General features: G+C 66.8%; 21 protein-coding genes and 1 pseudogene. 7 read left to right on the top strand and 15 right to left on the bottom strand.

Going from position 1 to position 23,316, the window contains the following annotated elements:
* Window positions 1-16: 16 nt before the first annotated feature.
* The gene (locus tag E9536_RS21445; protein ID WP_021157895.1) at window positions 17-340 is read right to left on the bottom strand and encodes a TfoX/Sxy family protein; all 324 of its coding nucleotides are present in this window, start codon (window positions 338-340) and stop codon (window positions 17-19) included.
* 238 nt (window positions 341-578) lie between these two features.
* On the bottom strand, window positions 579-1,511 hold the full coding sequence (locus E9536_RS21440; RefSeq protein WP_136470600.1) for a GlxA family transcriptional regulator: 933 nt from the start codon (window positions 1,509-1,511) through the stop codon (window positions 579-581).
* Window positions 1,512-1,594: 83 nt separating this feature from the next.
* On the opposite strand from E9536_RS21440, the gene E9536_RS21435 reads away from it, so the two are divergent.
* A complete protein-coding gene (locus tag E9536_RS21435; RefSeq protein WP_136470713.1) occupies window positions 1,595-2,311 on the top strand; it encodes a DJ-1/PfpI family protein in 717 nt (238 codons plus the stop codon).
* A 36-nt stretch (window positions 2,312-2,347) separates the two neighbouring features.
* On the opposite strand, the gene E9536_RS21430 is transcribed toward E9536_RS21435, so the two are convergent.
* From E9536_RS21430 to E9536_RS21420, 3 genes are all read right to left on the bottom strand, one after another.
* Window positions 2,348-4,084 (bottom strand): site-specific integrase, encoded by a 1,737-nt coding sequence (locus E9536_RS21430; RefSeq protein ID WP_136470599.1) that lies wholly within the window; start codon window positions 4,082-4,084, stop codon window positions 2,348-2,350.
* Between the two features lie 390 nt (window positions 4,085-4,474).
* Entirely contained in the window at window positions 4,475-4,666 is a 192-nt protein-coding gene (locus E9536_RS21425) for a DUF2964 family protein (protein ID WP_021157890.1), read from the bottom strand.
* A gap of 15 nt (window positions 4,667-4,681) precedes the next feature.
* Entirely contained in the window at window positions 4,682-5,155 is a 474-nt protein-coding gene (locus E9536_RS21420) for a universal stress protein (RefSeq protein WP_027792431.1), read from the bottom strand.
* A gap of 366 nt (window positions 5,156-5,521) precedes the next feature.
* Here E9536_RS21420 and E9536_RS21415 point away from each other — a divergent pair, with 366 nt between their 5' ends.
* Window positions 5,522-6,283 (top strand): fumarylacetoacetate hydrolase family protein, encoded by a 762-nt coding sequence (locus E9536_RS21415; protein WP_136470598.1) that lies wholly within the window; start codon window positions 5,522-5,524, stop codon window positions 6,281-6,283.
* 143 nt (window positions 6,284-6,426) lie between these two features.
* Here E9536_RS21415 and E9536_RS21410 read toward each other — a convergent pair whose 3' ends face one another.
* Window positions 6,427-6,765 carry a hypothetical protein gene (locus E9536_RS21410; RefSeq protein ID WP_211097481.1) on the bottom strand — a complete coding sequence of 113 codons (339 nt, stop codon included), beginning with the start codon at window positions 6,763-6,765 and terminating at the stop codon, window positions 6,427-6,429.
* An 89-nt stretch (window positions 6,766-6,854) separates the two neighbouring features.
* Between E9536_RS21410 and E9536_RS21405 the strand changes: the two genes are divergently transcribed.
* Window positions 6,855-8,267 carry a 3-deoxy-D-arabino-heptulosonate 7-phosphate synthase gene (locus E9536_RS21405; RefSeq protein WP_136470597.1) on the top strand — a complete coding sequence of 471 codons (1,413 nt, stop codon included), beginning with the start codon at window positions 6,855-6,857 and terminating at the stop codon, window positions 8,265-8,267.
* Window positions 8,268-8,312: 45 nt separating this feature from the next.
* Here E9536_RS21405 and E9536_RS21400 read toward each other — a convergent pair whose 3' ends face one another.
* From E9536_RS21400 to E9536_RS21390, 3 genes are all read right to left on the bottom strand, one after another.
* Window positions 8,313-9,365 carry an AraC family transcriptional regulator gene (locus E9536_RS21400; RefSeq protein WP_060084118.1) on the bottom strand — a complete coding sequence of 351 codons (1,053 nt, stop codon included), beginning with the start codon at window positions 9,363-9,365 and terminating at the stop codon, window positions 8,313-8,315.
* A 148-nt stretch (window positions 9,366-9,513) separates the two neighbouring features.
* The gene (locus E9536_RS21395) at window positions 9,514-9,846 is read right to left on the bottom strand and encodes a hypothetical protein (protein WP_034196211.1); all 333 of its coding nucleotides are present in this window, start codon (window positions 9,844-9,846) and stop codon (window positions 9,514-9,516) included.
* A gap of 32 nt (window positions 9,847-9,878) precedes the next feature.
* Window positions 9,879-11,408, bottom strand: a complete 1,530-nt coding sequence (locus tag E9536_RS21390) for a hypothetical protein (RefSeq protein WP_111941887.1) — start codon at window positions 11,406-11,408, stop codon at window positions 9,879-9,881.
* 430 nt (window positions 11,409-11,838) lie between these two features.
* Between E9536_RS21390 and E9536_RS21385 the strand changes: the two genes are divergently transcribed.
* Both E9536_RS21385 and E9536_RS21380 read left to right on the top strand, forming a co-directional pair.
* Window positions 11,839-14,019, top strand: coding sequence for a hypothetical protein (locus E9536_RS21385; protein WP_136470596.1), 2,181 nt, complete (start codon window positions 11,839-11,841; stop codon window positions 14,017-14,019).
* A 43-nt stretch (window positions 14,020-14,062) separates the two neighbouring features.
* A complete protein-coding gene (locus E9536_RS21380; protein ID WP_048028434.1) occupies window positions 14,063-14,752 on the top strand; it encodes a DUF3142 domain-containing protein in 690 nt (229 codons plus the stop codon).
* A 42-nt stretch (window positions 14,753-14,794) separates the two neighbouring features.
* On the opposite strand, the gene E9536_RS21375 is transcribed toward E9536_RS21380, so the two are convergent.
* Both E9536_RS21375 and E9536_RS21370 read right to left on the bottom strand, forming a co-directional pair.
* Complete coding sequence (locus E9536_RS21375; RefSeq protein ID WP_059697202.1) at window positions 14,795-15,169, bottom strand: gamma-glutamylcyclotransferase family protein; 375 nt, start codon at window positions 15,167-15,169, stop codon at window positions 14,795-14,797.
* A 56-nt stretch (window positions 15,170-15,225) separates the two neighbouring features.
* Window positions 15,226-15,876, bottom strand: a complete 651-nt coding sequence (locus E9536_RS21370; RefSeq protein ID WP_060084123.1) for a LysE family translocator — start codon at window positions 15,874-15,876, stop codon at window positions 15,226-15,228.
* A 165-nt stretch (window positions 15,877-16,041) separates the two neighbouring features.
* Between E9536_RS21370 and E9536_RS21365 the strand changes: the two genes are divergently transcribed.
* On the top strand, window positions 16,042-16,962 hold the full coding sequence (locus tag E9536_RS21365) for a LysR substrate-binding domain-containing protein (RefSeq protein WP_136470595.1): 921 nt from the start codon (window positions 16,042-16,044) through the stop codon (window positions 16,960-16,962).
* Window positions 16,963-17,100: 138 nt separating this feature from the next.
* On the opposite strand, the gene E9536_RS21360 is transcribed toward E9536_RS21365, so the two are convergent.
* From E9536_RS21360 to E9536_RS21345, 4 genes and pseudogenes are all read right to left on the bottom strand, one after another.
* A complete protein-coding gene (locus E9536_RS21360) occupies window positions 17,101-17,937 on the bottom strand; it encodes an alpha/beta hydrolase (RefSeq protein WP_136470594.1) in 837 nt (278 codons plus the stop codon).
* Window positions 17,938-18,412: 475 nt separating this feature from the next.
* A complete protein-coding gene (locus E9536_RS21355) occupies window positions 18,413-18,745 on the bottom strand; it encodes a putative quinol monooxygenase (RefSeq protein ID WP_136470711.1) in 333 nt (110 codons plus the stop codon).
* A 357-nt stretch (window positions 18,746-19,102) separates the two neighbouring features.
* A pseudogene (locus E9536_RS21350) lies at window positions 19,103-19,356 on the bottom strand (MFS transporter); the annotation flags it as partial.
* Between the two features lie 180 nt (window positions 19,357-19,536).
* The gene (locus E9536_RS21345) at window positions 19,537-21,822 is read right to left on the bottom strand and encodes a TonB-dependent receptor (protein ID WP_136470593.1); all 2,286 of its coding nucleotides are present in this window, start codon (window positions 21,820-21,822) and stop codon (window positions 19,537-19,539) included.
* 338 nt (window positions 21,823-22,160) lie between these two features.
* Between E9536_RS21345 and E9536_RS21340 the strand changes: the two genes are divergently transcribed.
* Window positions 22,161-23,309 (top strand): efflux RND transporter periplasmic adaptor subunit, encoded by a 1,149-nt coding sequence (locus tag E9536_RS21340; protein WP_136470592.1) that lies wholly within the window; start codon window positions 22,161-22,163, stop codon window positions 23,307-23,309.
* Window positions 23,310-23,316 lie beyond the last annotated feature (7 nt).

Raw genomic sequence — 23,316 nt, 5'->3', positions numbered from 1 at the left:
GCACGCGAAAAGGCCGTTATCGACGCCGCTTTACCGGCACCGGCAACTGCGCGGCGGTGATCCGGATCAGCGCCGACAGCCATTCGCGATCGTCCCAGCGCTCGCCCGAGATGACGAGGTGCGGCTTCGCGCCCGGGTACGGCGAACCTTCCTCGCACGTGCCGAGAAACGCGCGGCCTTCGGGCGTCGGCTTGACGAACAGCCGATCGTCGCAGACGAGCGCCGCCATCTTGCCGTCGCAATAGATACCGTACTCGCCGAACATCTTGCGCGCCGATACCGTGCCGGCCGCCGCCATCTGTTCGACGATGAAATCGACTGTCCCCTGGCTCGATGCCATCCCTGCTCCTTGCAAAAGGTGTATGACCGCTGCGTGCGCCCGACCGTTCCGCCTGATCGGCGGATGCGCTGCGGTGCGTCATCCATTCGTCGGCGGAACGCGCATTCGGACGCATTCAGGCACGTGCAGGCATTCGCGGCCCGCAACACGCTGCGTGTCGTGTCGTGACAGTCACATGACGGCGCGCGGCCGAGCGAGACGATCGCGATCGACGACGTAACAATGCGACAACGCCCGCCTACGAACGCAATGCCGACGGCGCGACGCCCAGCCAGCGATGAAAGCTGCGCCGCATGTTTTCGGTATCGCCGAAACCGCACTCGTTCGCCACGCGCTGCAGCGACGCCGCCCCGCTTTCAAGCGCCGCACGAGCGGCTTCCACGCGAAGTTTCTCGACGGCCTTGGCCGGCGTTAGGCCGGTTTCCGTCTGGAACGCCCGCGCGAACTGACGCGGGCTCATGCACGCCTGCTCGGCCAGGTCGCTCACGCGCAAGCGTGCGCCGAGATTGCGGCGGATGTGGTCGAGCAACGGCTTGAAGCGCCCTTGCGCGCTGTCGAGTTCGATCAGCGCCGAGAACTGCGACTGTCCGCCGGGGCGCCGGTAGTACACGACCAGACGTTTCGCGACGGCGCGCGCCAGCCGCTCGCCGCGATCCTCGCCGATCAACGCGAGCGTCAGGTCGATGCCGGCCGTGATGCCGGCACTCGTCCAGAACGGCCCGTCGTTCACATAGATGCGGTCGAGCGCGAGCCGCACCTGCGGAAACGCCCGGGCAAACCGCTCGCCGCAGCCCCAGTGCGTGGTCGCCAGCCGGCCGTCCAGCACACCGGCGGCGGCCAGCAGCAGGCTGCCCGAACAGACACTCGCCACCCGGATGCCGCGCGCCGCGCAGCGCCGCACGAACGCGCACGTCGCTGCGTCGGCCATCGCGGCATCGACGCCGTCGCCGCCCGCGACCAGCAACGTATCGAGGTCCGCCGCATCCGGCAACGGCTCGGCGTGCCAGCTCACGCCCGACGAACTGCGCACCAGCCCCGGCTGCGCCGCGACGATGCGAACCGCGTAATACGGCTCGCGCGCGTAGTCGGCCATCTCGAACGCGGAAACGGGCCCGGCGGCATCCAGCACCTGGAAACCGGGATACACGAGCATGGCGACGCGATGGGTCATGGCAGAAAGTGCGGGAGAAATGACATTGCGACGGACAGCGCGCGGCGCGATGCTACACGCCGCTCATACCTGGGGAGATCATGATGGCCACCACGCCGTTCATCGTCGTATTCGCATTGTTCGATCATGTCACGCAGCTCGATTTCACCGGGCCGGACGAAGTGTTCTGGCGTCTGCCGGGCGCGCGGATCCGGCGGGCCTCGGTGCGCGGCGGATCGATTCGCGCGGACAGCGGCCTGACCGTTGCCGAGGTCGAGCGGCTCGCCGACATCGCGCACGCCGATCTCGTCTGCGTGCCGGGCGGGCTCGGCGTGATCGACGCGATCGCGGACGCTGCATTCGTCCGCGAGGTGCGCCGGCTCGCGCTCGGCGCCCGCTATGTTACCTCCGTGTGCAGCGGGTCGCTGGTGCTCGGCGCGGCCGGGTTGCTGCAAGGCCGGCGGGCCGCCTGCCACTGGGCGTGGCGCGACCTGCTGCCGCCGTTCGGCGCGATCGTCGACGAAGGCCGCGTGGTGCGCGACGGCCCGGTCGTCACGGGCGGCGGCGTCACCGCCGGCATCGACATGGCGCTCTCGGTGATGGCCGACCTGGCCGGCCCGGCCTACGCGCAAGCGGTGCAGCTCGGCATCGAATATGCGCCCGAGCCGCCGTTCGACTGCGGACGTCCCGAGCAGGCCGCGCCGGACATTCTCGCGTCGGTGTCCGCGCTGTTCGAGCGCGTGCGGCCCGATCGTCATGCGGTCGTGGCGCGTGCGGCGCAGCACCTCGCGCAGCCCGACGCGGGCCGACAACCGGCATGACGCGCGCGCGGCCCCTGCCGGATCGGCGCGACGCCGTTACTTGTCTGCCGCAAACGCGCTCGACATCTGCCGAGCCCGCTTCACGTCGTCGCCGTGCAGGTAGATCGACGTCGTCGAGATCGACGCATGCCGCAGGTTGTCGCGCACGGTCGTCAGCTCCGCGCCGCGCGCCAACGCATGCGTCGCATGCGTATGACGCATCCAGTGCGGGCTCGCCTGCCGCAGCTTCTGCGCGAGCGCGGGGTTGTCGGCCTCGACCTGATCGGCCGTCTGCGTGAAGAAACGCTGCATCACCTTCCACAGCCGCACGCTCGTGATCGCGGCCGCGCCGTCTTCCGCGAGGCTCGCGATCAGCGGCGTATCGGGCCGCCAGCGCACCGGCGTGACCGGCAGCCGGCGTGCGACCAGGTAACAGTCGAGCGCCGTGCGCGCGAGCGGCGGCAGCGCGACGCGCGCGGCCTTGCCGCCCTTGCCGACCACCTTCAGCCACGTGTCGCCGTGCGCATCCGTCTCGATGCCGCCGAGCGTCGCGCCGACCAGCTCGCTCGCGCGCAGCCCGGTCGCATAACCGAAATCGAGAATGAAGCGCAGCCGTTGCGCGGCGGCCGGCGTCCAGCCCGATTGCGGCGCACCGGCCGCCGTGCTGGTGCGGAACTCGAGCCCGTCGGCGATCGTGCGCACGAGCAGCCATTCGCCTTCGGTGAACGCATGCGACGTGTCGAGTGCGTTCGCGCCGCGCGTGTCGCGCACCTTGACGCCCGCGAACGGATTCGCCAGCAGGTAGCGCTGCTCGATCAGCCAGCGAAACAACGCACCGAGCACCGACAGCGTGTACGCCGCCGAACGCGCGGACAGCGCGCCCGAGAACGGCCGCCAGTCGGGCGCACCGCGCGGCCGCACGGGCCCGACCCAGCGTTCGTGCGGGCTCGGGCGCCGCACGAATGCGCGATACGCGACCGCGTCCTCGGTCGTCAGCGACGACAGCGCGCGGCCGCGCTCGACGATCGCCCACAGGATCAGCCGCTCCGCCTCCTTCCGGTACGCACGCCGCGTCGCGGCCGATTCGTGCAGCGACAGCCACGCGTGCACGGCCGCGTAATCGTTGTCCGCATCGAGCGTGCTGGTCGCACGCGGCGCGCGGAACGTGCCGGCCGAGCCGTCGACCTCGTGCGGCAGCTTCAACTGCTCCCACGGCACGATGCTGCCGCGCGGCGTCGCCGCGATCAGCGCGCGCGCCCGTTCGGTCAGGTCCGGATGCGCGGCGAAAAACGCCTCGATGTGCCGCGCACCGGCCACGCCGAGGCCCGCGATCGCACGCCACCACTGGCGCCGGCGCGGAATCCGCACCGTGAGATCGGCGAGCGTCGCGATCCCGTGCGCCCGCAGCGCGGTGACCGCACGCGCGGGCAGCCACAGGCCGACGTCGTCGCTGATCTGCGGGACCGGCGCGCGCGCATGACGCAGCAGTCCGATCGCTTCGGCGGCCGCCTTCGCCTCCCGAATACGCTCACCGTCGGGATGACCGAGACGCTCCGCGAGATCGGGCCGGCCGGCCTGTCGCGCGACGCGCACGAGGCGGCGGCGAATCCCGCCGATCACGCCGCGCGCCGAGCGCCCTTCGCCGAGACGATCGGGCAGGTAGCGTTCGACGGCCTGGCGCACGGTCATGCCCGCGTACCATGCGCGCAGCGCGGCCAGTTCGTCGGCGTCGGGATAACCTGCGGGCGCAGGCGCGGAATCGGAGGAAGGCGGTAAGGCGAGGCGCGGTTTCATGGGCGCCAGTTTGACAGAAGCGCGCGCGGCCGGAAACGTCGCGCGCGGCGTTCCGGGGGCGGCGGGCACCCCGGCCGGGCACTCCGGGAGCAGATCGCGGCCTAGATGATCGCGCTGGCGATTGCCGAGCGGAACAAAGGCCGCATCGACACCGCGCTCGACGCAGGCAATTTCTCGGGCGACCTGATGAACGGCATCGGCTACGACCTCGTCAACGCCGGCCTGACGATCGATCGTGCGATGGCGATGATCGATGCGCGCCTCGCGCAGTCACCCGATGACCCGTATGCGCTCGACGGCAAGGGCTGGACGCTCCATCGCCTCGGTCGCGACGACGAAGCGCTGACGTGGTTCGACCGGTCGATTCAGGGAGCGACGCCGCGCAACGCGTCACTCCTCGCCTTTCGCGCCCGGATTGAGCATCACGACGAAGCCGGCCACGCCGACGACCAGCGCGACCGCGCCGCCGCGCAGCGCCATCGCGTTGTCGAACAATAGCCCCGTCACGACGGCCATCATCCCCACGAGCGAGACGAACACGGCGATCGCCGCGACGACGATCCGGGATTGGCGGCGTATCATTGCGCCCCCTCCGGGTTAGGCGGCCGCAGCCGCTACGTCGGCATCGTCGCCGCGAATCAGCAGCACCGGGCACTTCGAGCCGCGCACGAAGCGCTCGGCGACGCTGCCGAGCAGCACGCGCCGGATGCCGCGCCGCCCGTGCGTGCCGACCACCGCGAGATCGATCCCGCCTTCCTTCACGTAGCGCTGCAGGCGTTCCGAGATGTCCTCGCCGATGCTCTCCGTCTCGACGAGTTCGGCCTCGCCTTTCGCACCGGCGAGCGCGATGACCTGCTCGGCTTCGCGCAGTACCTTGCGCCCGTCGTCGCGCATTTCCTCGACGAGCGCGTGCGGATCGAAACGGCCCGCGTAAGTGAACAGCACCGACTTGTCGACCACATACACGGCACTGACTTGCGCGTCGCCTGCCAGCGCGACCTTTACGGCCTCGGCAAGCGCCAGTTTCGACGAAGCGCTGCCGTCGACGGCCACCATGATCTTCTTGTACATGCAAACCTCGCTGGGGTGAATTGCCGCGCGGCTGGGTGCGCGCGGCCCTGTCACCATCATCGGCGGACGGCGGGTTCGAATGTTGACGGCGATCAAGCGAGCGGCCATGCCGGCTGCGACCGGCCGACGCAGGGCGCGGCACGCGCGCCGGAGCCCGCACCCTTGTGCATCCTCGCGTATGCGGCACGCGATACGCGTGCTTGTCGAACCCGCCGGCGCGCGACGGAATCCACCGGGCCCGCGGCGGCCGCGCGCCACCCGTGCGCACCGGAATCGGGCGGTCACCATGCCGAAGGCGCTATCATCGAATGTGCGACTTTCGTCCGGCCCTTATTTGCCGGCCCACTTTCAACTCGCTCAACCGACATGACAACGACTACCGAACGCGTGGACGGCGCCGCCCAGCATCTCGTCGCCGCCCGCCATGCCGGCTCGCCCGGCCCGCTGCTGCCCGATGTACTGCGCCCCGACGACATCGACACCGCGCTCGCGATCCAGCAGCGCGTGGCCGACCTGCTCGGCGAATCCGTCGGCGGATGGAAATGCGCGCTGCCGCCGCCCGACCGCGTGATCCTCGCACCGATCTTCGCGTCGACGATCCGCGAGGCCGATGCGCCGTACCGCGTCGTCGGCGGCCCGATCGTGCGAATCGAACCGGAAATCGCGTTCGTGCTCGATCGCGACCTGCCCGCGCGCGAACAGCCGTACGACGAACAGGACGTGCGCGACGCGATCCGCGAGGTGCGCATCGTGCTCGAGGTGCTCGGCTGCCGCTATGCGGAGCCCGCGCGCGCGTCGAAGTTCGAGCTGCTGGCCGACGGGCAATTCAACCAGGGGCTGTGCGTCGGCCCGGTCGTGCCCGACGGGCTGAACGTGCCGCTCGAGACGCTGGCGCTGTCGTTCGAAGGCGCGCTGAACCGCACGATCGACGGCCGCCACCCGGACGGCGATCCGCTGAAGCCGCTGGTGTGGCTCGTCAACTTCCTCGCATCGCGCGGCGACCCGGTGCGCGCCGGGCAGATCGTGACGACCGGATCGTACGCGGGCGCGATCGACGTGCCGCTCGGCGATGCGCTGACGGTTCGCTTCGGCGAGCTCGGCAGTTTGTCGGTGACGTTGACGGCCTGATGCACGCGGCGCGCGGGCCCGGCTGACCGGGCCTGTCACTGATCACTGATCGCTGGCCGCAGCGCGACGGCCGCGCGCGTTGCGCGGCCGGCTTCGCGGCAGGTGTCAGGCGCGCGGCTGCGCGCACTGTCGTGACGGCAACGTCATTGCGGCCACGCCGGCAACGACGCACGCGAGCCCGAGCCACGCCGATGCCGACCGCGATTCCCCGAGCAGCGCCATGCCGATGCCGATGCTGATCGGCACGCGCAGACAGGCCTGCGCCCCGTCGTGCCGACCGAACCGAGCGTCTGCACGAGCCGGAAGTAGATGACGAACGCGCTCGCCGCCCGTGCCGGCAGCGAGCACGACAACGGGTGAAGCGTCCACGAACGGTCGGCGGCGAGGCTGGCAGGCACCAGCACGATCGCCCCGACGATCAGCGAGCCGGCAGGCGACATCCCCTTGAACGACCGCCCGTAGCGCGCTGCGCCCCCCTGCATCTTCCGTACGACGTGATAACGTTGCACATCCCCGCGCGCACCGCGCCCTACCCCGTGGCATGCGCACCGCTTTCACGCCGATATCGAACATGTCGCTGACACCGCTTCCCGCCCTGCTCGACGAAACCCTGCGCACCGTCGTGCGCCGCTACCGGCTGCCGCCGCTCGACAGCGCGTCGTCGCCGGCCGACGCCGCGAACCCGGCCGCCACGCTTGCGATCGTGATCGAGGAAGCGCGCAGGATGCGAAGCGACGGGCACACGCCCGACGCGGCGCTGCGGCAGCGCTTCATCGACGCCCTCGCGCAGATGATCCGCGATGCGATGGATACACATTCCGGCGATCCCGCGTTTCAGGCCGCGGTGCTGCGGCACGATGCGCCGAGCGTGCGCGAATACGCGTCGTTGTCGGCACACGCGGAGCAGGACCGTCGCGCGCTGCACTCGGCCGTCAACGCGATCGCGCACCCGGCCAAGCTCGAGCGCAGCGCCCGGCCGTGGCAACGCGACGGGCTCGCGCGGCTGCATGCGGCCGCCACCGGCGCGTCGTGGGCCGATCTGCACGACACGCTGCGGCACCTGCTCGCACTGCCCGACATGAAGACCGACACGGCCTTCGAACAGGACATCGTCAAGCTGAAAGACAGCCCCGCGCTCGAACGCCTGCTGCGTGTCGACGCCCTGGCATCGGACGAGCACGTGCGCCGCTACCGTGCGCTGTGGGTCCGCCAGGGCCCGCTCGAAGGCAGCTCGGTCGCCGTTGCACAGGGCGTCGCATCGCAGCAGCGCGGCGCAGCCGTCGAAGCGCTGGCCGCACAGGCGCTCGACGCGCTGGCCCGCAGGCTCGACGCCGTCGACGCACGCCGCACGTACCGGGTGGTGACGTCGATGCGCGTGCCGTCGTCGATACCGGGCCGGCACGATCGCGCGAAAACCGAATGGGACGCGATCCTGCTCGAACGCCCTCGCGACGACGACCCGGCGCCCGCGTGGAACGTGCGCTTCCTCGTCGAAGCGAAAGCGTCCGCGGATGCCGCGACGACCGATCTGCCGCGGCTGCTGCGCGGCCTGACCCTGCTCGCTCAGGCCGACCCGGACACGATCTATTCGTTCGAGACGCACCAGGGCACGGTGCGCGTGCACGGCGCGTCGCTGCGGGCGCTGACGACCGACGACGCCGCGCTGCAACGGGAAGTGCTCTATTGCTGCGATGCGTCCGCCGACGCGACGCCGCGCCTGCTGGGCGCCGCAAGCCGGATGCAGTTGCTGTCGGCGCAAGCCAGCCTCGAGTACGCGAGCGCACTCGCGCAACAGCCGCACACCGTTCCTGACGGCCTCGGCGTCGTCTGGCACGCGCTGCTGACGATGCCGCAATGGCACGCGGTGCTGCACCAGTACCCGTCGTTGCGGCAGGTGCGCGAGCTGATGGTGGCGATCGACGACTTGCGGGCCGCGATCGACGAGGTCGATGAAGGCGGTGCGGCCAGCAGCGTGTACGCGTGACGCACGAAACGAGCCGCCTCGCGGCGGCCGGAACGCGCGGCCCGCTCAGTTGGTGAGCACGCCGAACGGCAGCGTCCATCCCGCCAGCCGGCCGCCATCCGCCCATCGATCGCCGGCCGCATCGCACGGCAGCAGAATCGGCGCGGCCGCGCATTCGAGCGTTTCCTTCGGCGTATGGCCGAACTCCGCCTTGAACAGCCGGTGGAAATACTTCTCGTCGGGAAAACCGTGCGCCCACGCGATCTCCGCGATGCGCTGATGCCGGCGCTGCGGGTCGCCGAGCACGTGGTACGCATGACGCAGCCGCCGCCGCGTGATCTGCCGCATCACGCCGCCGTCTTCCTTGAACAGCTGGTAGAGCCGCGCTCTCGACACGCCGATGTCGCGGCAGATCCGGTCAGGATCGAGGTCGGGCTCCAGCAGATGCACGTCGATGTAGCGGCGGACCCGCTCGGCCAGCGCCCCGTCGATCGGGCCGCGTGCGTCGTGCAGCGCCTGCGCGGTCGGGGCAACCGCCGCGGCGAGCAGCAGCAGCATCGACTGGACGATGCTCGGGATCTCGTGCGTGCGCAGATTCGGCAGATTGCGGAACAGCGACAGCATGTGGTCGCCGAGCAGCCGCCCGACGCCGCTCGTCAGCGTTTGGCCGTGCGCCTGCGCCGCATGGCTCGGCAGCAGGTACCTGGGCACGACCAGGCTGATCACGTCGCCGGCCTCGACCCTGCAGTCGTTGATCTGCGCGACGTCGTACACGAACACGTCGCCGGCGCCCTTGACCAGTTCGGGCCCGCCGGTGTGGCTGGCCATCCGGCCACCGAGCAGCAGCGTGAAGCGGATCGAATCCTGTCCGTCGAGGCGGATCCGCCGCGTGGTCCGATGAACCCGGTAGGCCGGCGCGCGCGATCGCCAGTGGCGGCCCGACAGGATCAGCGGGCCGAGTGCCGCACCGCTCGCTTCCGCGTCGAACGCGCCGTGGCCGCCGTCGTCTTCCAGGCGGCAGTCGCACAGCATGTCCTTGACCCAGACGTGGAACCTGTCCCGCTCGGGGTAGTCGATGGTGCGAAATTTGAAAACGGGGACGAATGCCGCTTGATCCATGACAGTGTTTTTATCGAGCCGACACGAGAGGAGAGATCGGTTCGCAGATTATCGGACCAAATTGCGCCGGCGCAAGGCCGGCGCGGCACCTCGTCCACCGAGGCGGTCGACGGGCGCCCCGCGACGGGCGCCGTCGTCGTCGCGGCCATCAGCGTTGCGGATGGCATTCCCAGTTGTTGTACGTCGGCCGATCGATCGGCGTGAGCCCCGGAATCATGAACACCGTACAGCCGAAGCGCCGCCCCTTGCCGGTCGTCGCGTCGTAACTCACCTTCTGGCCACCGAGCCCGTCCTTCTTCCCGTACTGCACGTTGGCGATCGTGATCTCGTCCGACGACGCGAGCCCGAGCGTCTTCGCGGTCGACGTCTGCACGTCGACCATGTTCATCTGCGTCGAACCGCACGCGGACAACACGAGGCCGGCGGCCGCCGCGCCCAGCGCCGTCCGCAAGGTGACGGCGCATTGCAGGATCTGCTTCATGGTTTCTCCTTCGAATTCCCGGTGGGGCACGATTACGAGCCCGGCGTAAAAAAGCTGGACTGGATCTGGCTGCCGACGTTCGCGACGAACGATTGCCAGACGAGCGCCATCGCCCCCGCGGCATTGACGGCCAGCGCCGGCCATGACCCGTCCTGCGGATCCAGCGTCGACGTGCTCCACGCCCCGTTCCGATAGCCGGCCACGAGGAGGAGCGACGCGTTCGGTGTGCCCGTGTCCTGCCAGGCGACGGTCACGTTGCCGGCCGCGTCGATCACCAGCGGCGGGTACTGGAGCGCCGCCCCGTTCAGGTGTTCCGTCAGCCGCTGCAGCGCCCCCCAGTTTCCGCCGGCATCGGACACGCTCGCCTGCAGGACCGCGCCCCCTTCCGCCCACATCGCGGCGGCCACGCCGTTTTCGTTGACGGCCAGCATCGGCGTCGCGATGAAACCCGTCGGCTCGGCGATCGCCGGCGCCACCGGCTGCGAGGGCTGCCATCCGGTTCCGGCGACGTAGCGCTGCGACATCGTGGCGGTGTAGATCTTCCCGCCCGTCACGTCGAGTTGCCCCCAGAGCAGCGTGATGTTGCCCTTCGCGTCCATGCCGGCGACCGGCGAGATGATCGTCGTGAACAGGCTCGTATTCGATACGGCCTGGTTGACGTTGGTCCAGCCGTTGGTCGCGTCGTACGTGGCCGTCCACAGCGCCGACTTCGTATGGTTGGTCTGCCGCCATGCAAGCACCGCGCGGCCGGACGACAGGACCGACAGCATCGGCCTCACGTTGTCGGTATCGCCGGTCACCGCGCCCGGCCCGGTCTGCACCGGCATCTGGACCAGCGCCGTCGGCGACCACTGTCCGGCCTGCGTATAGCGCGTCCACGCGATGCGCGTGTCGAGCAGGCTGATCGACTGTGTCCATGTGACGAGCGCGTTGCCCTGGCTGTCCATGCCGGCCGAATAGGACGAACCGGCCATGTCCGGCACCAGTGCGACCGGGGTGCCCCAACCGCCATTCGGGGTGTACGGGCGCGCCCACAGGGCGTACGTGTTGGGGCCCGGCGTCCACTCGGTCCAGAATGCGACCGCCTGCCCGCTCGCGTTGCCGACCAGTTGCGGCTGCACCCCGGTCAGCGAATTCATCGCATGCGAACCGTCGCTCGTGTCGAGCCGCGTCGCGCTTCCCCAACCCGAGCCCGGCACATAGCGCGCGCCCCACATCTCGTTGCCGGTCGTGCCGGCCGTGCCGTTGGTCATCCAGGTGGCGAGCGCGTTGCCGCTCGCGTCGATGGTCACGCTCGGCTCGCCTTCCGGCCCCTTGCCGTCCACCGCGGCGGCCTTCGACCAGCCGGCCTGCGGCTGCGTGGTCCCGCCGCCCGTCGGCCCGCCATTCGAGCCGCCGTTCGAACCGCCATTCGAACCGCCGCCGGGCGAGGTCGAACCGGAAGGTGAACCGGGATTGTTCGGCGACGACAACGATGCGCCGCCGTTCGTGGCAACGTCGTCACCGCCGCATGCGGACAGCGCGAGCGCGGCTGCCATGACCATCCATGCAATGGGTTTCATCGGAATCCTCTTTTTCTCTTTCCGGCTTACTCTCGTCTGCCGTTCGCCGACACGCTGTACCGCACCGACCGGTTTCTTGATAAGCAATGCTATTGAACAGGCACGAAAACCGGCGTCCGTTCGCCCCCGTCATGCTCGGCTCCGTCGTGCGGATCGATGCGAACACCGCCTTCGGCAGACCGCCCCCTTCGGGCAGCGAGGACGACGACCGACGTCTATCGTCGAAGGTCCGTCGCTGCCGGCTGCATCTTAATTCAGGCGGTCCGGATTCAAGGTGGCGATGCGTCCACACTGAGTGGACTTCCATTTCGCGGGCCCGCCTGCGCGCGCTCGCGGCCGGGGCCGCGGGTGCGGTACGATACGCGCCGAGGCGAAACGCCTCACCTGAGAGACCCGGCCGCTGCGGCCCCACACCCGGCACAAGAAAAAAATGCCCAGAAACCCATTGCTGCACCGACACCTGTTCGCCGCGCTGGCGGCCGGCCTGTTCTGGATTCCGGCTGCCCATGCCAGCGGCGACGATGGCTGCTACGCGCCCACCACCCTCCGGCAGACCGCCTACTCGTGCGCCAACCTGCCGATGCTGAGCCCCGCGAACGACACGCGCATCAACGCGATGCTGATGATGGTCGACAGCGCCAAGGTCGCGCAGGCGTTTCCGGACCCGAAGACGATCCCCGCGAAAGACCGGATCAACCAGATCATCGTGCCGTTTCCGATGGACTTCTCCGGGTGGATCTACATCGGGCAGAAGGAGCCTGACACGACCGCCAAGGCCGACAACGCGGCGGATGGCGACGCGTCGTCGAACCGCTACGCCGACGGCGAAGGCAGCATCTGCCGCAGCATGAACTCGGGCGCCGACGCGTTCAACGACGCACTGGGCGGTGCCGGCGGCCTCCCCGCCGACGAAGCCGCACGCCTGCGCGCGGCCCGCGCCGACATCGCGCAGAAGACCTGCGCCGCCGGCGCCGCGAGCGCCGCGTGGACGAAACCGCCGGTCAAGTCGCCGCTCGGCCAGCAGTTCGCCGCGTACCTCGACGGCACGAACGCGTTCTACCGCGCCGACTTCCTCACCGCGACCCGGGCCTTCGCGAACGCGTCGCACAGCGCGAACCCGTGGCTGAAGGAAACCGGGCTCTACATGGCCGGGCGCGCGCAGCTGAACGCCGCGCAGGCCAACGTGTTCGACAACGACAACCCGACGCCGTCGCTCGGCCGCGTGACGAAGGTGTCGCTCGACGCCGCGAATACGGTGTTTCGCACCTACCTGAAGATCTATCCGCAGGGACGCTACGCGACCTCCGCGAACGGGCTGTTGCGACGGGTCGCGTGGCTCGGCGGCAACGTCACGCAGCAGGCCGACCTGTACGGCCACGCGCTCGCGCGCTGGTCGCCGGCGACGTCGAACGTGCCGCTGATCCAGCTGGCGAACGAACTCGACAGCAAGCTGCTGTTCGGCTCGGAATTCGATGCGCGCCAGATCCAGTCGCCGACCGTGCTCGCGACCGTCGACCTGCTGCGCATGCGCACCTCGGACAACAGCGATTCGAGCCGCAGCAAGCCGCTGACCCTGGACGAGCTGCAGGCGCAGAAGCCGCGCTTCGCGAACGCGCCCGCGCTCTACGACTACCTGCTCGCGACCTGGTATGTCCAGATCGGGCACAAGCCGGACGCCGCGCTCGCCTTGCTGCCGCAGGCGCCCGCCGAGCCGCTCGACTACTTCGGCTTGAGCCAGCAGGCGCTGCGCGGGTTCGCGCTGGAGGATAGCGGCCAGGCCGACAAGGCGCGCCAGCTGTGGCGCGACCTGATCCCGCTCGCGAAATTCCGCTTCCAGCGCGAGGCGCTGGAACTCGCGCTCGCGATCAACCTGGAACAGGCCGGGCTCGTCAACGATGCGTTCGCCGACGATTCGCCCGTGCAGAACGCCGCGATCCGCGCCGTGCTGCTGCGGCGCGCCGCCAACGCGGACCTGCTGCGCGCGCAGGCACAAAACCCGGCGGCCGGCGGCGCGCTGCGCGACACCGCGCTGTACACGCTGCTGTACAAGGAACTCACGCGTTCGCACTACGCCGAGTTCATCGCCGATGCCGCGCTGGTGTCCGGCACGCCTGCCGATCCGTTGAAGCCGTTCGTCGCGTCCGGTGCGAAAACCGAAGACGGCTACACGTGCCCGTCCGCGCGCGACATCGCGGCGACGCTCCAGCAGAATCCGGCCGACGCGAAAGGGTTGAACTGCCTCGCCGAGTTCGTGCGCGTCAACCCGCTCACGGCCAACCTCGAAGGCGATGTGGTGCCTCCGTGGATGCGCAACGCGTCGGCGGCGAACGCCGCGCGCGTGCCGCCGACGCTCGGCGCGGCGCCGTCGCAGTTCGCAGGCAAGCCGTACGAGCGGATGTCGAGCTACGTGACGGTGATGGCCGATGCGCAGGCGAATCCGACCGACCGCGCGTATGCGTACTACCGCGCGATCAGGTGCTATGCGCCGGCAGGCTCCAACGAATGCGGCGGCAAGGACGTGCCGAAGAACGTGCGCAAGCGCTGGTTCGATACGCTGAAGGCCAGCTACGCGGGCAGCGTGTGGGCGCAGAAACTCCGCTACTACTGGTAAGCGCCGCGTGAAGCGTGTCGCGTATGTCGCGTTTATCACGTGTATGGCGCTGCTGCTGGCCGGACGCGTCGCGCTGGCCGGCACCGTCGATGCCGCGCAGTACGACACGTTCTGGCTGTGGGCGGGCGTGAAACCGCAGGCGGTCGTGCGCGGCGCCCGCGCCGTCTACGTGCTGCAAGGGCAGATCGAGGCCTCCCCGCGGGACGAGTCGCAAGTACGCGTCATCGCACAGGGCGTCGCGCTGCCACCCGCGCCTCATGCGCGCGTGTGGCTCGTCTATCGTGCGCATACGCTGCGCTGGACGCCGCGCGTCACGCAGATCATGCTCGCGCAACTCGAACGCTGGCGCGCGTCGGGTCGCACCATCACCGGTATCCAGATCGACTTCGATGCACGCACGCGCCACCTGCAGGACTACCTCGAATTCCTGCGGACGCTGCGCGAGACGCTGCCCGCCGATTGCCGGCTGAGCATCACGGGGCTGCTCGACTGGAGCAGCCGCATCGATACCGACCAGGTCAACCAGCTCAGGGGGATCGTCGACGAAGTCGTCGTGCAGACCTACCAGGGCCGCCGCACGATCCCCGACTACGCGGACTACCTGCCGCGCGTCGCGCGGCTGCAGCTGCCGTTTCGCATCGGCATCATCCAGGGCGGCGAATGGGATGCGCCGCCCTACCTCGCGGCAAACCCGTGGTTCCGCGGCTATGTCGTGTTCCTGCGCAACGGGTAGCGGGAAACACGCGACGACGTCGATCGTTCCCGCGCCCCGGATTCATTCCGGGCGCGGCGAACCCGCATCCACGTACACCCACGCGCTGACGCCCGATTCCAGCACCACGCGATCGCGGCGATACGCGTCGACTTCGTAGTCGTCCGCGTGCTGCAGCTCCTCGCGCGTGATCGCGAACACGGTGCCCGTGACGCGGTCGCCCGGTCGGCCGGTATAAGCCACCACCGGATGATGCGTCTTCCCGCTCGTCGCGACCACCTCCGGATCGTCGATCTTCAGCATCGTCATCGCGTAACCGGGCATCGCATCCTCGCGACCGTCGAGCTTGCGGCCGAAGGTGGCGAGCTGCACCGGTTCGAGTTGCAGCGTGCCATAGGAAAAGAGGTGCTCGGAGAAAGTCGGGGCGGTGCCGGACATGATTGAGCTCGACAAAAAACAGGACAAACGAAACGTAACGCAGATCGCCCGCTGGCTTACGCGCCACCCGCGATCGCGCCGCCGAGCCCGGCAAGCGCAATCACGAGCAGCGCACCCGCCGACGAGGCCGTGATCCATCGTTGCTTGCGGTGAATCAGCGGATGGTTGATCGCGGCCATGTAGCCGGTCATGATCGTGAAATCGACCGCGATCCACAGCGCGGCCAGGATGGCCAGGCTCACGCGGGAATCCGGCGTGATGCCGACGAACTGCGGAAAGAATGCGACGAAGAACAGCAGGTCCTTCGGGTTCGCGATGCCGACGAGAAAGCCGCGCACCACACCCGGCAAGCGCCACGCCTGCGACGCCGGTTCGCCTGGTGCGGCACCGTTGCCGTCGCGCGTACGGCCGGCGCGCCATTCGCCGAGCAGCGTCCGGACGGCCAGCACCGCGATGAAGACGCAACCCGCCACGTGCAACCCCGTGAGCAGGCGATCGCTGACGAGCACGACGCCGAACACCATCAGCATCGCCCCCGCGATCATCACGAGGCTCGCGGCATTCGCGCCCACCGCGGTCAGCATGCCCTGGCGGAACCCGCGCCGCGCGACAGTGCCGACCACGAGCATGACGACGGGGCCGGGCGTCGCGATGAGCAGCACGATCGCGGCGAGATAGGCGAACAGCAGCGGGTAATGGAGTGCCATGACAAAAAGTTGTTGGATGGATCGACGCGCGTGCGCGCTACGATGGCATCATCTGGATTCAGCGCGGCGGATTGCACGGTTTTTTGCAGTATGGCGCGCCCGGCCTGCTGCTGAAAAACGGAAAATCCTGTCGAATGACATGAGTTTTATTCATATTCAAACCCCGTGAAGGCCAAACCGCTCCCCCCTGTCTACGCGTTGCGCGCATTCGAAAGCGCCGCGCGCACCGGCTCGTTTACGCTTGCCGCCGAGGAACTGAGCCTCACGCAGAGCGCGGTGAGCAAGCACGTCAGGACGCTCGAGGCCTACTTCGGCCGGAAACTGTTCGTCCGGCGCGGCCCCAGGATGACCGTGACGGCGGAAGCGCAGATCTTCGCGTCGGGCCTGCGGCGCGGCTTCCGGCAAATCGAGGAAGCCTGCATGCTGTTCCAGTCGCAACGCGACGTGCTGCGGCTCAAGGCGCCGTCCACGCTCACGATGCGCTGGCTGCTCGACGCGCTGGCCGCCTTTCGCGAAACGCGGCCCGCATTCGAGGTGCAGATCGCGAGCGTGTGGATGGATGTCGACACCGTCGATTTCTTCAGCGAATCCTACGATTGCGCGATCCTGCTCGGCACGGGCAAGTTCGGCGAGGCCACGCAGTGCGTGAAGCTGTTCGACGAATGGCTGATTCCGGTGTGCTCGCGTGCGACCGCGACGGTCGCACGCACGAATCCGGCGGCGTGCGAGCTGATCCACCCGTCGCCCGACCGGCGCGACTGGCGCCGCTGGCTCAAGGGCAGCGGGCACGACCTGGACGTCGACATCACGCGCGGGCAGGTGTTCGACATGCTCGAACAGGGCATCGCGGCGGCCATCGCCGGCCACGGCATCTCGATCGGCGATCTCGCGCTGTGCGCGACGGCAATCGACGAGAAGCAGCTCGTGCTGCCGTTCAAGACGGCCGTCAATACCGGCGACGCGTACTACCTCGTCTGGCCGGAAGACTCCGGCAAAGCCGCGCAGGTGCGCGAACTCCTCACGTTCCTGGAAGGCCGGATGCCGCGCCTGACGTTTCCGGGCATCCGCTTCAACGGGCCGGGCTGAGCCCTGCGGCCGGCGAACCGGCCGCCTGGGCGACGGCGCGACGGGGCTGACGGGCGCTACCGGCCACGGTTACCGGGTGCCGCCAGCCGTCCAAAAACGGCGCAGCCCGCCGAAGCGGGCCTGCGCCGAGCGTCACCGTTACGCCTGCACGAAAGCCAGCAGGTCGGCGTTGAGGACGTCCGCGTCGACCGTCAGCATCCCGTGCGAATAGCCCGGATAGGTTTTCAGCGTGCCGTTCTTCAGCAGCTTGATCGACTTCAGCGCGGCATCCGCGATCGGCACGATCTGGTCGTCCTCGCCATGCAGCACGAGCGTTGGCACGGAGATCGACTTCAGGTCTTCGGTCTGGTCCGTTTCCGAAAACGCCTTGATGCCTTCGTAATGCGCTTTGGCGCTGCCTTCCATCCCCTGCCGCCACCAGTTCCGGATGACGCCCTGATGCACGGTTGCACCTTCGCGGTTGAACCCGTAGAACGGGCCGCTCGGGACATCGAGGAAGAACTGCGCGCGATTGTCGGCAAGCGCTTTCCGGAAGCCGTCGAACACCTCGAGCGGCAAGCCTTCGGGGTTCGAATCGGTTTTCAGCATCAGCGGCGGCACCGCGCTGACCAGCACCGCCTTCGCGACGCGGCCGGCCGGCTCGCCGTGCTTCGCGACGTAGCGCGCCACTTCGCCGCCGCCGGTCGAGTGGCCGATATGCACCGCATTGCGCAGGTCGAGCGCTTCGACGACCGCGAACGCATCGGCCGCATAGTGATCCATGTCGTGGCCGTCCGACACCTGCGCCGACCGGCCGTGGCCGCGCCGGTCGTGCGCGATCACGCGGTAGCCCTTCTGGACGAAGAAGAGCATCTGCGCATCCCAGTCGTCGCTCGACAGCGGCCAGCCATGGTGGAACATGATGGGCTGCGCGTCCTTCGGGCCCCAGTCCTTGTAGAAAATCTCGACGTGATCCTTCGTTGTGACGTATGGCATCGCGATGCTCCTGTGACGTGGATGAACATGGCACTCTGGCCGGGAGCCATTATCGGACAGTATTGTTAAACGATGACGCCACGATGCAAGCGGCCGTAAACAATCCGACCAACGTGCCCCCTCCCCCGCCCGAAGGGCGAACGATGGCGCTGCGTCAACTGTATAAGGCTGGACTGGACCGAACAGACAGCGTCAGATCGTCTGACTCGGTTCGGTCATAATGCGCCATACACCTGCACGCTTCCAACGACAGTCGAATGTCGATGCCGCGCGGGACAGCGGACTTTCGCGACCGAGAGATATCGAATGAGTCGCAAGCCGATTCGGATGTTCGTCACCAAAGATGGCCACTTCGCGTGCGAGCGGCCTGTCTAGCTCTGACGACGGGCGTTCAGCAGAAGTCCACCTGACGACGGGCGGCCCATCACTACGCTATCTGGGTCGGCCCCGATCGCGGGCTGCGTTGGCAGATCGACTACGCGAGGCTATCGGGAGCAAGTTGTAAAACCCGTGCCGGTGCCGCCCTGAAGGTCGGGCTATGTGCATCGGCCGCAATCATGTGAGGCGTTACGTCGTGTGCCGCCAATGCTTCAGTTGACGCCCAGCGTTCGATCAAGACAAATCTATTTTCGTCGCCGACGACGGAATGGAGATCGTACTGGAGACAGCCTTGCTCCGCGCGCACAAGCGGCGCTAATTTTTCATATGCCGCGATTTGCTCGTGGCCTTTGCCTGGAAGGGTTTGAATCGAGATAACAAGCATCACCTCCTGTTCGCAATTTCGGCTGTGATGATCTACTTTGCTCATGACGACTCCGTGCTGGTGTGATACCGACGAAAGACGATCAGCCGTAAACGCGAAAGGCCCCGTCTTTTGCCGGCGGGGCCCCTGAAAATATGCAGCGACGATGATTACCGCGTGCGCATCAAGGACGACCCACCGTTGCCGATGGTCGTCGTTGTAATGACAGTCACGAAAGGAATCAGATTGCGTTGCATATTGCCACGCTAACTCACTCGCCGTAGGCAGGTCAACTCCACCGAGATCTGCACACACTTCTACGTTCCTCGAACGGCGGTTGCACATTTGAAGCCGCCGTCGACTCCGAGCGGATTCGAGAAGCAGACGTGGGTCGCCAACGGCCCTTGATGAAGTGACGGTGAACAGGCCCATCAGGAACGACGACGGCCCCATCACCGACACCGTGACCAGCATCAGGTTGCGCCGAGCGTGCCGCAGATCACCGCGCCGAGCGGACGGGCCGCGAGTCCCGCCCAGAAGCTCACCAGCGACGCGGTCGGGTCGAGCGACGGAAAAACAGCTTCGGAGATCGCCGCCGCGACGACACCGTACAACGCGAAGTCGAACCATTCCAGCGCCGTGCCGAAGGTGGCGCGCGCCACCGCGCGACGGACCATCAGGTGGGCCTGGGGGGACGCTCGGGCACAGTTCGAGCACCGATTGTGGACGCGATCGGCAGGCCAGTCACGCCACAGCCCGCGAATACGATCCGATAGTGCTGCCCCTTGCTCGCCATAACGTGAAATCTCTCGATGCGCTGGGGCGGCTAGATGACCAAACGACCCTACTGGCGGCAATCAAAAGCTTTTGGTCAGGCCTACCCCCAAGGTACGGCCGCGACCGACCGAAACCAGTTGCATGCCGGAGTACAGGCTGCCGAAGGTTTCATAGCGTTTGTCGAAAAGATTCCGGCCGAACAGATAGACTTCGAGATCCTTGTTTTTCCATCCAATCTGGGCATTCACAAGGCTATAGGCATCAAGGTAATAAGATTTGTCGATGTCCGCGGTGCGCTTGCCTGTGTATTGGTATTGAAGGTCGGCGGAGAGCTTGCCAGGCAAATGAATCGCCTTGGCTGAGGTTTCGTATTGCAGCCCGGCCGTCGCCGTCCATTTCGGTGTGTTCGGAACAGGATTGCCAGTGACCGTATTGACTGCGGCGCCGTTGGCTCCGAGTTCGCTATGGATGTAGCCGACGCCCCCGGAGAAGCTCAAGCCTTCAGCGATGAGCGCGCGCGCCTGCAATTCGAAACCACTGGTCTTGTAGTCCTGATATGTTGTCCGAAAGGCGCCAAGCGAAGGATCGAGATAGGACATGACACCGTTCTTGATGTCGTTGTGATAGACGCTGGCATCGATCTGAAGACGATGGCTAAGAAGATCGGCCTTGACGCCCGCTTCGTAAGTCCACCCCAAAGCGGCCGGATAGGGGTTGCCCACGATGCCATCGACCGGATAGCTAAAAAGCGGGTACACCCGTGACGCGTGACCACGAGCAACCGACACGTAGCTTTGAATGTCGTTCGTCCACTTGAAGGATAGTGCTACCCGACCTGTCGGATAGGTTTGCGACGTTGAGTTGGAGCCGGTCAGCGAAGCGAGGCCCAGGGAGTTGTCCTGCTTCATCTCGATATTGTCATGGCTTACCCGGCCGCCGATCGAGAACTCCCAGCGGTTCGCAAAGGGGATCGAAACGTCCCCGAACAGTCCTAGGTTGGTCGTGTCGAGATTGCTTTTCATCGCGACTGAGCCGGAATACGGAGGCGGCGCGCACTGCGTACTGCTGCACCAGCGTATGCTGTTGGTTCGCATGGCACTGGCACCGACGACCCAGCGAACCGGGGCACCCTCGAGTGAATTCAGCCGAATCTCCTGGCTGAAGATGTTCTCCTGATCCGTTGAGTGGCCTACGTTACTGGATGCGGGGAACCCGATCGCGTCATAGACAAGTTTGTCCACGAGATCGAGTTCGCTTTCCAGCTTGTTGTGCTGGTAGGAACTGATGGAAGTGAGCTGGAAATTCTTGAAAAAATGCTCGACGGTCACGGTGGCGCCCGCTTGCGTTGTCTTCAAGTCCGGCTCGGTCAGGATGCCACTGGTCGGAAACTGACTGGCGCTACGCAGGACATAGAGCGGGGAGTTAGCCTGATCATGCAGATAGTTACCCGTCACTGTGATGATCGTGTCGTCCAGCCCCGTGAAGCGTAGTCCTCCACGGAATGCACCGATGTCGCGCTTGCCCAGCTTGTCGGTGTAACGGCTACTGATATCGCCATTCTCATGGCCGTAACGGATCGCCATCCGTCCGTCAAGTTGTCCGGGCACGATATTGCCGCCAAGAACTGCCTCGCCCATGCGATAGCCGTGTTCGCCGACCTCGGTTGTCACGTGAACATCCCGAGTTCCGTCAGGCTGCTTCGTGACAACGTTGATGGCGCCACCCAGCGCATTGGTTCCCCATAGCGTGCCTTGGGGGCCGCGCAGCACTTCGATATGGTCGACATCGAGCAACATGTTCGACGCGCTCATCATGCTGTTCGGCACACCATCGACATTGAATGCGATCGTGCCATCGGAGTAGTTGGCAGGCGTCCCAAGTGAACTGACACCGCGAATTGAGAACCACTGGGAGCCTGTGGCGCGGCTGACCCATTGCACATTGGGCGCATGGCCGGCGATAGCCACACCTGGATCGAAGGGCGATTCCTTCAGGGTCTTCGCCTGCAAAACCGTGATGCTTTCAGGCACATCCTGAAGGCGTTCGGTCGTTTTCCGGGCGGTGACCGTGACGGGCTCAAGGACTGTGCTCTCTGCGCTCGATGCCGACGTGCCGCTATCCGGCGACTCAGTGGTTGATTGCGCTTGCTTTCCTTCAGTAGCGAACACGTCTGGAGCAGCGACGGCGACGGCTGCGGCAATCGTTGCGTTGAGCAATGTATGTCGGACGGTACGGACGACACGCAAGCCACACGCCGGGAGCCCTTCGCGCATCGCATCGATCGAACCTGAACTTCTGCCAAGGGATTGATGAAAGGGAGAGCGATGTACCGCACATTGCCCTTCAATATGAGGCGTGTTAGACATTAAACGAGACTCATTTGCATTATCGGGATCGTCAATTTACCGATTCGCCGACACACCTCCGTAGCGAGATTTGGCCAATTCCTTGTTCAATCAGGCCAAGTGTATGTCTTTCCATCGAGATGGCCGTATTGCGAAATAAATTGACTAGATTTCGCAATGTAGAAGTGTGGCTGCACGGGTAGGCTGCGCCTCATCGTGGCCTGCCATGCCTGTTCTCTGGCCGGCCGAGTACTTCGTCCTTCCCGAGGAATACCCGTGCACTCACATATCATCGGTAGATCGGCCATGCGCGGCCGTTCAAGCGCCATCTCGATCCCCTTTGCTCGAGCGGGGCGCGCATGAGCACCGCCGCTATCTCCCGTACCAAACCCATTGTCATAAGCGTTGTTGGGCTGGTCGTTGTCTTCGGCCTGCTGTATGCCTGGCGCGCTGTTCGAAGCGGCGGCGCAGAACAACAGGCCATGCCGCCGATGCCTGTCTCGACGATCCGCGCAGAGCCTCGCAGTGTGGCCGACGAGTGGCAGGCCGTTGGCAGCCTGCAAGCCGTGCATGAAGTGCTGCTGGCTCCCGATACCTCGGGGCGAGTGACCGCCGTCAATTTCGACGCAGGCCAGTCCGTGAAGGAAGGGGCGGTGCTGATTCAGCTCTACGATGCCCCCGAACAAGCAGATCGTGCCGCTGCCGTGGCCAAAGCCGATTTCGCCCAGTTGCAACTCAGGCGTTCGCAAGCGTTGGCGCCTACCGGCGCGGAACCGCGCGAATTGCTCGAACAACATAAGGCGGACGCTGCCCAGACTGCCGCGGCAGTCCGGCAACTGGACGCACGCATTCAGCAAAAATCGATTCGCGCGCCGTTCTCCGGTCAGTTAGGTATCCGACGGATCAACCTGGGTCAGTATCTCAATGCCGGTGACGCGATCGCCACGCTGACCCAGCTCGATCCGCTCTATGTCAACTTCACGTTGCCGCAGCAGGATATGCCCAGGCTGACGTCGGGCGCACCGGTTCAGGTAACGGTGGATGCTGTGCCGGGGCGGGTATTCACCGCCAGGATCAGCGCCATCGAACCGCGTATCGATGGAGAAACCCGTAATGTGGCCGTTCAGGCGCTGTTGCCCAATGCCGACCGGTTGCTGAAACCCGGCATGTATGTGACGGCGCGGCTGGTATTGCCCGCCACGACGGACAATATCGTATTGCCGCTGACGGCGATCCAGACTTCGGCCTCTGGTGACAGCGTGGTGGTCGTGAAAGGCGCCGACGCGCAGGGAGTCGGCAAGGCGGTTGCCGTGCCGGTCATCACCGGCCGCCGGCTCGGGGAGGAGGTTCTGGTATCCCAAGGCATCAAGCCTGGCGACATCGTGGTGATGGCTGGCCAGAACCGTCTTCCGCCCGGTGCGACCGTAAAAATCAACAGCACGCCCCCTTCGGCAACGGCGACTCCTGACGCCCCGGCCGTTGCGTCCTCCAGCGCCAGCGCGCGGTAAAGGAAAC

Origin of the sequence: Burkholderia sp. LS-044 (assembly GCF_004803625.1) — a bacterium.
Taxonomy (GTDB): Bacteria; Pseudomonadota; Gammaproteobacteria; order Burkholderiales; family Burkholderiaceae; genus Burkholderia; species Burkholderia cepacia.
The sequence above is the reverse complement of the archived record's forward strand: the minus strand, read 5'-3'. Positions and strand labels throughout refer to the sequence as shown.